Source organism: Streptomyces sp. NPDC003456 (assembly GCF_042878735.1).
Classification (GTDB): domain Bacteria; phylum Actinomycetota; class Actinomycetes; order Streptomycetales; family Streptomycetaceae; genus Streptomyces.
Window position 1 is genome coordinate 79,757 of the sequence record NZ_JBIAOK010000009.1, and the last position, 13,058, is coordinate 92,814.

At 75.7% G+C, this 13,058-nt stretch carries 10 protein-coding genes, 1 pseudogene and 1 riboswitch; of the genes and pseudogenes, 2 read left to right on the forward strand and 9 right to left on the reverse strand.

Annotation, left to right across the window (positions count from 1 at the left end; all coding sequences use genetic code 11):
• Positions 1–28: 28 nt before the first annotated feature.
• Positions 29–535 carry a diaminobutyrate acetyltransferase gene (gene ectA / locus ACFYWG_RS31940; RefSeq protein WP_376333935.1) on the reverse strand — a complete coding sequence of 169 codons (507 nt, stop codon included), beginning with the start codon at positions 533–535 and terminating at the stop codon, positions 29–31.
• A 493-nt stretch (positions 536–1,028) separates the two neighbouring features.
• Positions 1,029–2,129 carry a pyridoxal-phosphate-dependent aminotransferase family protein gene (locus tag ACFYWG_RS31945; RefSeq protein WP_389204379.1) on the reverse strand — a complete coding sequence of 367 codons (1,101 nt, stop codon included), beginning with the start codon at positions 2,127–2,129 and terminating at the stop codon, positions 1,029–1,031.
• 127 nt (positions 2,130–2,256) lie between these two features.
• Between ACFYWG_RS31945 and ACFYWG_RS31950 the strand changes: the two genes are divergently transcribed.
• Both ACFYWG_RS31950 and ACFYWG_RS31955 read left to right on the forward strand, forming a co-directional pair.
• Entirely contained in the window at positions 2,257–3,348 is a 1,092-nt protein-coding gene (locus ACFYWG_RS31950; protein WP_385419351.1) for an amidohydrolase family protein, read from the forward strand.
• Positions 3,349–3,514: 166 nt separating this feature from the next.
• Positions 3,515–4,426, forward strand: coding sequence for an SCO1860 family LAETG-anchored protein (locus tag ACFYWG_RS31955; RefSeq protein ID WP_383504113.1), 912 nt, complete (start codon positions 3,515–3,517; stop codon positions 4,424–4,426).
• Positions 4,427–4,498: 72 nt separating this feature from the next.
• On the opposite strand, the gene cobC is transcribed toward ACFYWG_RS31955, so the two are convergent.
• The 7 genes and pseudogenes from cobC to ACFYWG_RS31990 all read right to left on the reverse strand — a co-directional run bounded on the left by cobC (position 4,499) and on the right by ACFYWG_RS31990 (position 12,707).
• A complete protein-coding gene (gene cobC, locus ACFYWG_RS31960) occupies positions 4,499–5,554 on the reverse strand; it encodes an Rv2231c family pyridoxal phosphate-dependent protein CobC (protein ID WP_383504114.1) in 1,056 nt (351 codons plus the stop codon).
• A 94-nt stretch (positions 5,555–5,648) separates the two neighbouring features.
• Positions 5,649–6,008: pseudogene (locus tag ACFYWG_RS31965) on the reverse strand (cobalamin biosynthesis protein); the annotation flags it as partial.
• A 44-nt stretch (positions 6,009–6,052) separates the two neighbouring features.
• Complete coding sequence (locus tag ACFYWG_RS31970) at positions 6,053–7,498, reverse strand: cobyrinate a,c-diamide synthase (protein WP_389204380.1); 1,446 nt, start codon at positions 7,496–7,498, stop codon at positions 6,053–6,055.
• Positions 7,495–8,103, reverse strand: a complete 609-nt coding sequence (gene cobO / locus ACFYWG_RS31975) for a cob(I)yrinic acid a,c-diamide adenosyltransferase (protein ID WP_376333924.1) — start codon at positions 8,101–8,103, stop codon at positions 7,495–7,497. The genes ACFYWG_RS31970 and cobO overlap by 4 nt, the downstream gene beginning before the upstream one ends.
• Positions 8,103–10,175, reverse strand: coding sequence for a putative cobaltochelatase (locus ACFYWG_RS31980; RefSeq protein WP_384321802.1), 2,073 nt, complete (start codon positions 10,173–10,175; stop codon positions 8,103–8,105). The genes cobO and ACFYWG_RS31980 overlap by 1 nt, the downstream gene beginning before the upstream one ends.
• A 67-nt stretch (positions 10,176–10,242) precedes the next feature.
• Positions 10,243–11,751: a cobyric acid synthase gene (locus ACFYWG_RS31985; protein WP_389204381.1), complete on the reverse strand. Its 1,509-nt coding sequence runs from the start codon at positions 11,749–11,751 to the stop codon at positions 10,243–10,245.
• Positions 11,748–12,707 carry a cobalamin biosynthesis protein gene (locus ACFYWG_RS31990; protein WP_389204382.1) on the reverse strand — a complete coding sequence of 320 codons (960 nt, stop codon included), beginning with the start codon at positions 12,705–12,707 and terminating at the stop codon, positions 11,748–11,750. The genes ACFYWG_RS31985 and ACFYWG_RS31990 overlap by 4 nt, the downstream gene beginning before the upstream one ends.
• A gap of 100 nt (positions 12,708–12,807) precedes the next feature.
• Positions 12,808–12,946, reverse strand: a riboswitch (cobalamin riboswitch).
• Positions 12,947–13,058 lie beyond the last annotated feature (112 nt).

Genomic DNA, 13,058 nt, shown 5'->3' on the forward strand with positions numbered 1-13,058 from the left:
AAGTCTGGGCGGGAGTCGGGGGGAGAAGTCAGTGGGGCAGCGGGCCGATGCGGTACAGGACCTCGGCGTCGTGCGGCCCGTCGGGGAACAGCCCCGTGTCGAACAGCACCTCGCGCTGCAGTCCCGCGCCGCTGCGCTCGGCGAAGGACGTGAAAAGGCGCTCGGAGGCGGTGTTGCCCGGGGTGATGGTCGTCTCCACCGTCGTCACCCCGTGCTCGGCCGCGGTGCGCGCGACCAGTCCGTCGAGCAGCGCGGCCGCCAGTCCGCGTCCGCGGTGGGCCTCGTCCACCGCCACCTGCCAGACCAGCAGGGTGCGCGGGCTGTCCGGCCGCACGTACCCGGTGATGAAACCGATCGGCTCTCCGTGCTCGTCACGGGCCACGGCCGACGTGGCGGCGAAGTCGCGGCACCACAGCAGATAGCTGTAGGACGAGTTCACGTCGAGAACCTTCGAGTCCTTTGCCATCCGCCACAGTGCGGCTCCGTCAGCCACCGTCGGGCGGTCGATTTGCGGGTCAGCTTGTACGGCGGTCATGCGAATCGAACTTACCCAGCCGAATTCAAAAATGCATCGGGGGACGGGCTTACGTATGGGCCGCGCTTGTGTTATCACGCGGGCGCGAAGATCGACACGCGGTGGTGACTCTTTGTCCGGGTTCGCACGGAAAATATGGGGCAAATCGGTGAGGTTGTGTAACGCGTCACAACCATGTGGCCCCCACGCGAAGCACCGGAATTGCCTCGCGAAACGTCCTCGAAATCTACGTGTTTAGGACCGGGGAAAGCGGGCAGAAGCTCATGGTCGGCTCTCCCCGGAAGAATTCTGAATTATGTGCGCCAGCTTACACGCATTTGATGAGCCGGCAGTCGTTCGGAATTCGTTCGCAGGCCACCCTGCCGATACCCTCGCGCGGGATACGGGATATCCGCGTGGCCGCCGTACCGCGCGTGCTCCCCGACGGACGGACGGGGGCCCGGCGCGGTGAGCCCCCCGCCGCGCCACGGGCCGGGAGGGGCTCAGCCCGTGGCTACTGCCACGCCTTTTCCGCCGCCCGGAGTGCGCCCTCCACGTCGACCTGCAGCCCCGACTCGGCCAGTGCCCCGCCCAGGGCGGCCAGGCTCGACCGCACGGCGCCCGGCGTCGCGTCCGCGCCGTAGTGGTTGACCCGGATCATCTCCTTCGCCAGCGCACCCCCGCCCGCGGCCAGCGGCACCGCCGGGTCGGCCGACAGCGCCCGCCCCACCAGCTCGGTGGCCACCGTGTCCGCCGGGGCCCGCAGGGTCGTCGCGACCGGCGCGGCGTCCCGGGCGTCGTGCACGTACGGCTCCAGCCCGCCCCCGAGCGCGAGCGCCCCGGCCCGGGTCGCCGCCGCGGCCGAGGCGTGCCGGGCCATCACCGTGTCGAGCCCCGCGGCCTCGATCCGCTCCACGCAGGCTTCCAGCGCCAGCATCTCCAGCTGTGCCGGGGCGTGCAGCAGGGCCTTGCGCCCGCCGTCGATCCACCGCTCCTTCCAGTCGAGGAGCGACAGGTACGACCGGCGCGGAGCCCGCGGGTTGGCCGCCATCCGGGCCCAGGCGCGGGCGCTCACCGACACCGCCGACACACCGGCCGGGCCGCCCATCGCCTTCTGCGCGCCGATCACGCACAGGTCCACGCCCCAGGCGTCCGGCAGCACCGGCTCGGCGCCGACGGAGGCGACCGCGTCCAGGTAGAACAGGGCCCCGTGCGCCCGGACCACCTCGCCGATCTCCGCGACCGGGTTGGTGTTGCCGGTGGCGGCCTCCGCGTGCACGAGGGAGACGAAGTCGGTCTCCGGGTGCTCGGCGAGGGCCTGCCGGATCTGCTCGGCCGTGACCGCCGTGTGGAAGGGCACCGCGAGGTCGATCACCCTCGCGCCGCAGTCGCGCAGCCAGTCGCCGAAGGTCTGCCCGTACGGTCCCGTGATGACGTTCAGCGCGGTGGTGCCCGGGCCGGCCGTGGCGCGGATCGCGCCCTCCAGCGGCAGCAGCGCCTCGCCCTGCGTGATCACGACGTCCTGCTCGGTGCTCAGCAGCCGGGCCACGCGGTCCTCGATCGCGGCGAAGCGGTCCGCGGTGAGCGGGGCCAGGTCCAGAAACGGATGCGTCACGGCAATGCTCTCTTCACTCACAGGTTCGACGGCAACGAGCGTAACCGGCGGCCGCGGCTCCCCTGCGCGGCGAGCCGGGCACCGGCCCCCTTCGGGGCGGGCCGGACGCCTCACTAAGGTGCGGGGCATGAGCGAACGCGCGGTGCTGCACGTGAGGGGACGGGTGCTCGTCGGGCCCGAGGACGTCCGGGACGAGCTGTGGGTGGTCGACGGCCGCATCACCTACGACCCCCCGGCCGGGGCCCGGGACGTGCGCACCGTGCGGGGCTGGGCCCTGCCCGGCCTGGTGGACGCCCACTGCCACGTCGGACTCGACCGGCACGGCCCCGTGCCCGCGGACGTCGCCGAGAAGCAGGCGCTCACCGACCGGGACGCGGGCACGCTGCTGATCCGCGACGCCGGCTCGCCCTCCGACACCCGCTGGATCGACGACCGCGAGGACCTGCCGAAGATCGTCCGCGCCGGGCGGCACATCGCCCGCACCCGCCGCTACATCCGCAACTACGCCTGGGAGATCGAGCCCGAGGACCTGGTCGCGTACGTCGCCCAGGAGGCCCGGCGCGGCGACGGCTGGGTGAAGCTGGTCGGCGACTGGATCGACCGCGACCTGGGCGACCTGTCCGCCTGCTGGCCCCGCGGGGCCGTCGAGGCGGCCATCGCCGAGGCCCACCGGCTGGGCGCCCGCGTGACCGCCCACTGCTTCGCGGAGGACTCCCTGCGGGACCTCGTCGAGGCCGGTATCGACTGCATCGAGCACGCCACGGGCCTGACCGACGACCTCGTCCCGCTGTTCGCCGAGCGGGGCGTGGCCATCGTGCCGACGCTGGTGAACATCGCGACGTTCCCGCAGCTCGCCGACGGCGGCGAGGGCAAGTTCCCGCGCTGGTCCGCCCACATGCGCCGGCTCCACGCACGCCGGTACGACACCGTGCGGGGCGCCTGGGACGCCGGCATCCCCGTCTTCGTCGGCACCGACGCCGGGGGCGCGCTCGCCCACGGCCTCGCGGCGGCCGAGGTCGCCGAACTGGTCACGGCGGGCATCCCGCCCGTCGACGCGCTGGCGGCGGGCACCTGGACGGCCCGCTCCTGGCTCGGACGCCCCGGCCTGGAGGAGGGAGCCCCGGCCGACCTCGTGGTCTACGACGAGGACCCGCGGGCCGACGTGCGCGTCCTGGCGGCCCCGCGCCGGGTGGTGCTGAACGGGCGCGTGGTGGGCTGAGGGTCCTCGGCCACCCGGGTGACGGCGGGGAACGCCTGTGCCGGGAGATTCGAAAACTTCCACGGTCTGGCCACGTTGGAGTGAAGCGGTGGCGGATCGCTGACGCCGCCCGCGCGCGGGGGCGATTCTTTCCGGGTCCCGAGCCTGTCCTTCCAGGAGTCCCCACGTGAACAGCCCTTCCTTCCGCATGCCCGCACGCCGGCTGGCGACCCTCGCGACGGCCACGGCGCTCGCCGCCGGGCCCCTGGTACTGACCGGCGTGAGCCCGGCGCACGCCACCGGCGACCACGGCCGCGCGAGCGCCGCCGTCCTGCGCACGGGCCTGGACGTCTCCCTGCTGAACAAGTCGGTGAACGTCCCGCTCGCCGTGTCCCTCAACGAGGTGCGGGCCCCGCGGAGCGCGGAGAAGAGCGCGCTGACGGCCAGCCTCGACGCGGTGGACGGCGGCAGGCCGTTCAGCGTGCTGCGGGCCGAGGCGGCCCGGGCGACGGCCACCACCGGCGCCGGGAAGGCCGAGGCGTCCACCACGCTGGCCCATGCCCGCCTGCACGTCCCCGGTCTGCCGCTGCTGTCGGTCGTCGAGGTCGACCAGGTCAGCGCCAGAGCCACCTGCGAGGTCGGGAAGAAGCCGGTCGCCACGACCCGTCTGCCCGGCTCGGTGACCGTGCTCGGCAAGCGCGTGAACCTCACCGCCGGCGGTCCCACGAACGTCGAGGTGCCCGGGGTCGGGGAGGTCCGGCTCGATCCGGCCGCCACCCGCACGACGGCCCGCTCGGCGGCCGCCACGGCCCTGCGGCTCAAGATCTCCGTCAACCCGCTGAAGCTGAACGTCGCCGAGGTCGACGGCACCCTCACCCTGGCCGAGGCGACCTGCACGACACCCCGTCCCGCGGCGGCGGAGCAGCCCCCGTCGGCGTCCGCCGCCCCACCGGCCGCCGTCGAGCCGCAGGGAGCCCCCGCGCAGCAGAACCTGGCGGAAACGGGCGGCAGTTCGACGACCCCGTACGTGGCAGCAGGCGCCCTCGCCCTCCTGACGGCAGGGGCAGCGGCAGTGGCCCTCGCCCGCCGCCGGGGCTGATCGGGCGCCGGGAGCGAGGACCGCGCGGGGCGGGTGCCGGGCGCCCGCCCCGCTGCGGCGGGACCGGCGGCGTCAGTCCGTCAGCGCCCTCTTCAGGGCCGTCAGGAAGGTGTCCGTCGTGACGCGGTCGCGGACCGCCAGGCGGAGCCAGCGTTCGTCCAGGCCGGGGAACGTGTCGCCGCGGCGGACGGCGTAGCCGAGGTCGCGCAGGCGGCGGCGCACGGCGGCCGCCCGGGGGAGGCGGATCAGCACGAACGGGGCCTCGGCCGGGCCGGCCACCCGCAGGCCCGCCGGGGCGAGCCCGGTGAGGCCCGCCACGAGGTGGGCGCGGTCCGCGGCGATGCGGTGCGCGGCGTGGGCCGCCTCCGCCAGCGCCCGGGGCCCCACACACGCCTCGGCGGCCGCCAGCGCGGGCGTGGACACCGGCCACAGCGGCTGCGCCCGCTCCAGCTCCTCCACGATCTCCGGCGCCGCCAGCACGTAGCCGATCCGCAGCCCGGCCAGGCCCCACGTCTTGGTCAGGCTGCGCAGCACCACCAGACCGGGCACGTCGGCCCGCCCGGCCAGCGCCTCCCGTTCGCCCGGGACCGCGTCCATGAACGCCTCGTCCACCACCAGCACCCGGCCGGGCCGGGCGAGGGCGGCGATCGTGCCCGCCGGGTGCAGCACCGAGGTCGGGTTCGTCGGGTTGCCGATCACGACCAGGTCCGCGTCCTCCGGGACGGCCGCCGGGTCCAGCCGGAAGCCGTCCTCCTCGCGCAGCAGCACCCGCCCGACGGTGTGCCCCGCGTCCCGCAGCGCCGCCTCCGGCTCCGTGAACTGGGGGTGCACCACCACCGGCCGCCGCACCTTCAGCGCCCGGGCCAGCAGCACGAACGCCTCCGCAGCGCCGGCCGTCAGCAGCACCCGCTCCGCCGGCAGGCCGTGCCGCCGCGCCACCGCGGCCCGGGCGGCCCGCCCGTCCGGGTAGGCGGCCAGACCGGTGAGCGAGGCGGTGACGTGCTCCAGCAGCCACGCGGGCGGCGTGTCCGCGCGGACGTTGACCGCGAGGTCGACGAGCGCACCGCCGTCGTCCCGTACCTCCGCGTCCCCGTGATGTCGCAGGTCGTGCCCGCTCTCAGTGCGCATGGGTGTGTCCGTGCCCTCGCTGGTGGTGGCCTTCGGTGGTCCGGCGGGCCAGGACGGAACCGGTGGGTGCCGCGCCGCTCCGGCCGGCGTCCGCACCCCCGAGCCGCGCCACGGCACAGGTCGCCCGCCCGGACCTGCGCTTGGGAACGAGGAGCGCACCGCCGCGCAGCAGGGCCGCGGCCTCCGCGACGGAGGGCGTGCCCACGGCGGCGCGCGCCGCCTTGGACGGGTGGGGCACGCCGACCCGGGCCAGGTCCCCGGCCGGGTACGTCACCAGCGGCACCCCGAGCTGCCGCGCCGCCGCCACGATCCCCGGCTCCCCGGCCTTCGCGTCGGCCGTGGCGAGCTCCGCGACGGCCGCGGCGGGCAGCCCGGCCTCGCGCAGGGCCGCCTCGACCAGCGCGAGCACCTCCTCCACCGGGACGCCCTTCGAGGCGCCGACCCCGACGACCACCCGGGCCCGCCCGTCCGGCGGCTCGACCGGAGAGGGTCCGCCGCTCATGAGGCGCGGCACCGTTCCACGAACCGGCGGGCGACCCCCGGCGCGGCCGCCCAATGCGTGTGCAGATAGCTGGCGTGCACCCCGCCCTGCACGAACCCCTCGACCCGCCGCGCGGCACCCGGCAGCCCCCAGGCGGGCTCCGGTCCCGAGCCGGGGTCGACGGCGGTCCGGTGGAACTCGTGCCCGCGCAACCGGGTCCCCGCCGCCGCGAGGACGCTGTCGCCCACGGCCACCGCCTCCCGGTACCCGAGCGTGAGCCGCTCCGTCATCCGCGCCCCGGCGTCCAGCACCCCGCACATCGGCAGGCCGTCCAGCTCCCGGCACAGGTAGAGCAGCCCCGCGCACTCGGCGGCCACCGGCGCCCCGCTGTCCGCCAGGACGGCGACGGCCTTGCGCAGCGGCTCGTTGGCCGACAGCTCCGAGGCGTACATCTCGGGGAAGCCGCCGCCGATCACCAATCCGCTTGCCCCGTCCGGCAGTTCGCCGTCCCGCAGCGGGTCGAACGGCACGACCTCGGCACCGGCGGCCGCCAGCAGCTCGGCGTGCTCGGCGTAGGAGAAGGTGAACGCGGGCCCGCCGGCGACGGCGATCCGCGGCACGCCACGCTCCGGTGTCCCTGCGCCGGACCGCCCCCCGGCGTCGAGCCGCCCCCCGGGGTCCGACCGCGTCCCGGTCGTCCCGTCGGGCAACGTTCCGGCGATGGCCTCGGCCGCGTCCCACGCGGCGCAGGTCAGGGGGCCCGCCGTGCGCGCCAGCGCCGCCAGCGCGTCGAGGTCGCACCCGGCCGCCACCTGCCCGGCCATCGCGGCGACGGCCGCCAGGGCCTCCGCGCGCCGCTCGGCGACCGGCACCAGGCCCAGGTGCCGGGACGGCGTGTCCACCTGCGGGGCCCGCCGCAGCACCCCGAGCACGGGCACCCCCACGTGCTCCAGCGCCTCCCGCAGCAGCTCCTCGTGCCGGTCCGTGGCGACCTTGTTCAGGATGACGCCCCCGACCCGCACCTCCGGGTCCCAGGACACGAACCCGTGCACCAGCGCCGCCACCGACCGCGACTGCGACGACGCGTCCACGACCAGCACCACCGGCGCCCGCAGCAGCTTCGCCACATGCGCCGTCGAGGCCAGCTCGCCCTGCCCCGCCGCCCCGTCGTACAGCCCCATGACGCCCTCGACGACGGCGATGTCGCACCCGCGGGCCCCGTGCCGGAAGAGCGGACCGACCAGGTCGGGACCGCACAGGTACGCGTCGAGGTTGCGCCCCACCCGCCCGGTCGCGAGCGCGTGGTAGCCGGGGTCGATGTAGTCGGGGCCGACCTTGTGCGGGGACACGGCGAGCCCCCGCGCGGCGAACGCGGCCATCAGCCCCGTGGCCACCGTGGTCTTGCCGCTCCGGGAGGAGGGCGCGGCGACGACCAGCCGGGGGACGGACGAGGACGACGTCACCACTCGATGCCCCTCTGCCCTTTCTGCCCGGCGTCCATCGGGTGCTTGACCTTCGACATGTCGGTCACGAGATCCGCGAAGTCGACGAGCTCGGCGGGCGCGTTCCGCCCGGTGATCACCACGTGCTGGGTCCCGGGCCGGTGCCGCAGCACGTCGACGACCTCGGCCGTGTCGATCCAGCCCCAGTGCAGCGGGTAGGCGAACTCGTCCAGCACGTACAGCCGGTACGTCTGCGCCGCCAGGTCCCGCTTGACCTGCTCCCAGCCCTCCCGGGCCTTGACCTCGTTGCTCACATTGTCGCCCTGGAGGTCGCGCTGCACCCAGGACCAGCCCTCGCCCATCTTGTGCCAGGCCACCGAGCCGCCCTCGCCCGAGGCGCCGAGCACCTTCAGCGCGTTCTCCTCGCCGACCTTCCACTTCGCCGACTTGACGAACTGGAACACCCCGACGGGCCACCCCTGGTTCCAGGCCCGCAGCGCGAGCCCGAAGGCGGCGGTGGACTTGCCCTTGCCGACGCCGGTGTGGACCATCACCAGCGGCCGGTTGCGTCGCTGACGGGTCGTCAGACCGTCGTCCGGAATGACACTCGGCTGTCCCTGCGGCATTACGCGGCCCTCCTCGAAGTCCCCTGCACATCCCTGACCAGCCCGGCGATCGAGTCGGCCCGCAGCTCGTCCAACGTCACGGCGGCGCCGCCCAGTTCACCGGCCAGCCGGCCGGCGAGCCCCAGCCGCACCGGGCCCTGCTCGCAGTCCACGACCACGGACGCCAGGCCCCCGGCCGCGAACAGCCGGGCCGCCCGGCCCGCCAGTGCGACCGGTTCCGGGCCGCCGGTCGCCCGGCCGTCCGTCACCACCACGACCAGCGGCCGGCGCGCCGGATCCCGCAGCCGCTCCACCCGCAGCACCTCGTGCGCGCGCAGCAACCCGGCGGCCAGCGGGGTGCGGCCGCCGGTCGGCAGCGTCTCCAGCCGGGCCGCCGCCGCGTCCACCGACGAGGTCGGCGGCAGCGCGACGTCGGCGCCCGAACCCCGGAAGGTCACCAGGCCCACCTTGTCCCGCCGCTGGTAGGCGTCCAGCAGCAGCGACAGCACGGCCCCCTTCACCGCGCCCATGCGCTTGCGGGCCGCCATCGACCCGGAGGCGTCCACGACGAACAGCACGAGATTGCCCTCGCGGCCCTCGCGGGTGGCCTGCCGCAGATCGTCCCGGCGCACCACCAGGCCCGGCCCCGACCTGCCGCGGGAGCGCTGGTGCGGCGCCGCGGCCTGCACCGTCGCCGCCAAGTGCAGCTTGGTCAGCGTGCCGCGCGGCCGGCGCGCCCCGGTCGTGCGCCCGTGCTCGGTCCGCGCCCGCGAGCGCCGGCCGGCGGCTCCTTCGCCCAGTCCCGGCACGCTCAGCACCTTGGTGCGGAAGGGTTCGCCGGCCCGCACGGCCTGCTGCTCGCCGGCCCCGGGACGCTGCGGCCGCCCGTCCTCCTCGGAGGCGGGGGAGGCCGCGGGGTCCTCGCCCTGCCGCGGGGCCTCGTCCCCGGCCTCCGGCCGGCCGCCGCCCCCGTCCGGGCCGCCCCCGTCCGGGCCGTCGGGGCCGTCGGATCCGCCGCCGTCCGGGCCGCCGGGGCCGCCGTCCGGGCCGTCCGGCCCGGGGTCGGGGTCCGGGTCGTCGTCGGCGAACTGCTCCAGGGTCTCGTCCAGCTTGTCCTCGTCCAGACCCGGCGCGTCGAAGGGGTTGCGCCGGCGCCGGTGCGGCAGCGCCAGCAGCGCCGCCTGCCGGACGTCCTCGGCGAGCACGTCCGTACGGCCCGCCCAGGCGGCCAGCGCGGTGGCCGTCCGGGCCATGACGATGTCGGCGCGCATGCCGTCCACCTCGAAGGCGGCGCAGGTCGCCGCGATCTGCCGCAGCGCCCCGTCGCCCAGCCGCACCGACGGCAGCAGCTCCCGCGCGGCGACGATCCGCGCCCGCACCTCGGCCTCCTCGTCGGCCCAGCGCGCGGCGAAGGCGGCCGGGTCGTCGTCGTAGGCCAGCCGGCGCCGTACGACCTCCACCCGCTGGTCGGGTTCGCGGGAGGCGGCGACCTCCACGGTCAGACCGAACCGATCGAGCAACTGCGGCCGCAGTTCGCCCTCTTCGGGGTTCATGGTGCCCACCAGCAGGAACCGGGCCGCGTGCCGCACGGAGACGCCCTCGCGCTCCACGTACGAGGCGCCCATCGCCGCGGCGTCCAGCAGCAGGTCGACCAGGTGGTCGTGCAGGAGGTTGACCTCGTCGACGTAGAGGATCCCGCGGTGCGCGTCGGCGAGCAGGCCGGGCTCGAAGGCCTTCACGCCCTCCGACAGCGCCCGTTCGATGTCGAGCGCGCCCACCAGCCGGTCCTCGGAGGCGCCGACGGGCAGTTCGACCATGCGGGCCGGGCGGTACTGGCCGCCCGCCCCCGGCGCGTGCGGCCCGTCCGGGCAGCCGGGGTCGGGGGAGGCGGGGTCGCAGGAGAAGCGGCACCCGGGGACGACGTCGACCTGCGGCACGAGCGCCGACAGCGCCCGCACGGCCGTCGACTTGGCGGTGCCCTTCTCGCCGCGCACCAGCACACCGCCGACCGCCGGTGACACGGCGTTCAGCAGCAGCGCGAGCCGCAGATCGTCCTGGCCGACCACGGCGGTGAACGGAAACGGGGTGGTCACTGGTCGTCGCCCTCCAAGATGCCTGTGCGTTCGGGGTGGCCGGCCCGCCGGGGCGGGGGCACGGCGCTCACGCGGGTGCTCCCGGCGGCACGAAGGGCAGGCCCTTCGGCGGGCCGGACTCGATGAGCCGCCACAACGCGTCGGTGTCCGCGTGCTGTTCGATCAGGTCGCCGAGCCGGTCGAGCTGCTCCTCGCGCAGCGCGGCGAACGAGGTGTCCGGCGCCGGCACGAAGCGCCGGCCCGCGGCGGCGGCCACCTCCCGCAGGAAGGCCCGGCGGAAGCCGTCCGACTCCAGGGAGCCGTGCCAGTGCGTGCCCCACGTCTGACCGACCCGGCAGCCGTCCAGGAAGGGGGTGCCGCCCAGGACGTCGGCGATTCCGTGGTGGATCTCGTAGCCCTCGACGTGCTCCCCGAGGGCCTCGCCGGCCGGCCGGGTGAGGGTCTTCTCGCGGGCGAACCGCACGCGCACGGGCAGCAGTCCGAGCCCGTCGACGTGGCCGCGCCGGCTCTCCACGTCGTCCTCGATGTGCTCGCCGAGGATCTGGAAACCGCCGCAGATGCCGAGGACGGGCCGCTGTTCGGCGGCCCTGCGGGCCAGCGCCCCGGCCAGCCCCCGCTCACGCAGCCACTCCAGCGCGCGGACCGTCCCGCGGGTGCCGGGCACGACGACCAGGTCGGCGTCGGCCAGTTCCTCGGGCCGGTCCACGAACCGCACCACGACGCCCGGTTCGGCGGCCAGCGCGTCGACGTCGGTGAAGTTGGACATCAGCGGCACGGCGCACACCGCGACGCGCAGCACGTCCTCGCCGACGGGCGGCGCGACGGCCGACTCCCGCACGGTCCCGCGCAGCGAGACCCGCAGCCCGTCCTCCTCGTCGATGCCCAGCCCGTGCCGGAACGGCAGCACGCCGTACGTCCGCCGCCCGGTGAGGCCCTCCAGCATCTCCAGCCCGGGCTCCAGCAGGGAGACGTCCCCGCGGAACTTGTTGACGAGGTATCCGGCGACGCACTCCTGGTCCTCGGGGGACAGCAGCGCCACCGTCCCGAAGAACGAGGCGAAGACGCCGCCCCGGTCGATGTCGCCGACGACGAGCACGGGCAGCCCGGCGTTGCGCGCGATGCCCATGTTGACGATGTCGGTCCGCCGCAGGTTGATCTCGGCGGGCGAACCGGCCCCCTCGCAGATCACCGCGTCATACGTGCCCCGCAACTGCTCCAGGCAGTCCAGCACCGTCCCGAGCAGCCGCTGCTGCCGCCCGCCGTGGTACCCGCGCGCGCTCATCTCCCCGACCGGCTTGCCCAGCAGCACGACCTGGCTGCTCTGTTCGCCGCCGGGCTTGAGCAGCACCGGGTTCATCAGGGCGGCCGGCTCGATCCGGCAGGCCTGCGCCTGCATGGCCTGGGCCCGCCCGATCTCCGCGCCCTCCCGGGTCACGAAGGAGTTGAGCGACATGTTCTGCGCCTTGAAGGGCGCGACCGCGACGCCCTGGCGCACCAGCCACCGGCAGATGCCCGCCGTCACGACGCTCTTGCCGGCGTCGGAGGTGGTGCCGGCCACGAGAAGCCCACCGCTCATGCCCACTTCCCCCTTTTCGCTCGCCGCGCGCCGGTCAGCAGCCGGGCCCCGGCGCACACCCCGAGCGCGAGCCAGGTCACCCGCCGCGACAGCCGCACGGCCCGTTCCACGTCGTCCGTGACGACGGCACGCCCTTCGGAGTTCAGCACGGGCCGGTGCTCGACCCGCCCGCCGTAGGAGAGCGTCCCGCCCAGCCGCACCCCGAGCGCCCCGGCGAAGGAGGCCTCCACGGGACCGGCGTTGGGGCTCGGATGCAGTCCGGCGTCCGCGCGCCAGGCCCGTACGGCCCCGCGCGGATCGGGTCCGGCCAGGGCCGCCAGCGCGGCGGTCAGGCGGGCGCCCGGCCATCCCGCGAGGTCGTCCAGCCGGGCCGAGGCCCAGCCGTAGCGCCGATGGCGGGGCGACTTGTGCCCGACCATGGCGTCCAGGGTGTTGACGGCCCGGAACCCGAGCAGTCCCGGCACCCCGCCGACCGCTCCCCACACCAGCGCCCCCACCACCGCGTCGGAGGTGTTCTCGGCGACGGACTCGACCACGGCCCGGGCGATGCCGTCGGCGTCGAGGGCCTGCGGGTCCCGTCCGCACAGGTGCGGCAGCCTGGCCCGGGCGGCCTCGAGGTCCCCGGCCTCCAGGGCCTGCCCGACGGCTGCGGCCTCCCGCGCCAGCGACGTCCCCCCGACCACGGCCCAGGTGGCGGCGCCCGTCAGGACGGTGGAGGCGGCGGCGGAATGCCGTACGGCGCGCGCGGCGACGGCCCCGAGCGCGACGGCTCCGCCGGCGCACACGGCGGTGTGCAGCGCGCCCCACCCGCGGTGGTCCCGCCACAGCACCTGTTCCACGGCGCCCGCGGCCCGCCCGAACGCGGCGACCGGATGCCCCCGGCGGGGATCGCCGAGCAGCAGGTCGCCGATCAGGCCGGCGGCGGCGCCGTACGCGAAGACGCGACCGGCACCCATCGGCTCAGCCGGCCGGAGGGAAGGTCGCAGACGGGGTGGTGGGCCTCGGTCGGCAGCCGCGCATGGCGATGTGTCCTCACTCAGGGTGTCCACGCCCTGGTTCGAAGAGACCGGCGGTGAGAGTTCCTGGCTCCCGGGGCGTCCGCCCCGGTGACAGTGGCGGGACCGCGCCGGACTCGCACCGGCTTCCTCTCCTGCCGCCGTATTGGCCCCGGCAGTCCACCACGGCCGCGAACAACCGTCAACTTGCCGTTGACCTGCGGGGGGAGAGTGTGGAGAAGCCCACATCCCCCCGGTCACACACGTGCCGGGCGGCACGGGACCTCACGTCCCGTGCCGCCCGGCGGTCGC

What these genes read in the sequence shown, in the direction of transcription:
- ACFYWG_RS31950 (WP_385419351.1), top strand. Translation starts at nt 2,257, where the DNA reads ATGAGCGAACGCGCGGTGCTGCACGTGAGGGGACGGGTGCTCGTCGGG.
- ectA (WP_376333935.1), bottom strand. Translation starts at nt 535, where the DNA reads ATGACCGCCGTACAAGCTGACCCGCAAATCGACCGCCCGACGGTGGCT.
- ACFYWG_RS31985 (WP_389204381.1), bottom strand. Translation starts at nt 11,751, where the DNA reads ATGAGCGGTGGGCTTCTCGTGGCCGGCACCACCTCCGACGCCGGCAAG.
- cobC (WP_383504114.1), bottom strand. Translation starts at nt 5,554, where the DNA reads ATGCGCACTGAGAGCGGGCACGACCTGCGACATCACGGGGACGCGGAG.
- cobO (WP_376333924.1), bottom strand. Translation starts at nt 8,103, where the DNA reads ATGCCGCAGGGACAGCCGAGTGTCATTCCGGACGACGGTCTGACGACC.
- ACFYWG_RS31990 (WP_389204382.1), bottom strand. Translation starts at nt 12,707, where the DNA reads ATGGGTGCCGGTCGCGTCTTCGCGTACGGCGCCGCCGCCGGCCTGATC.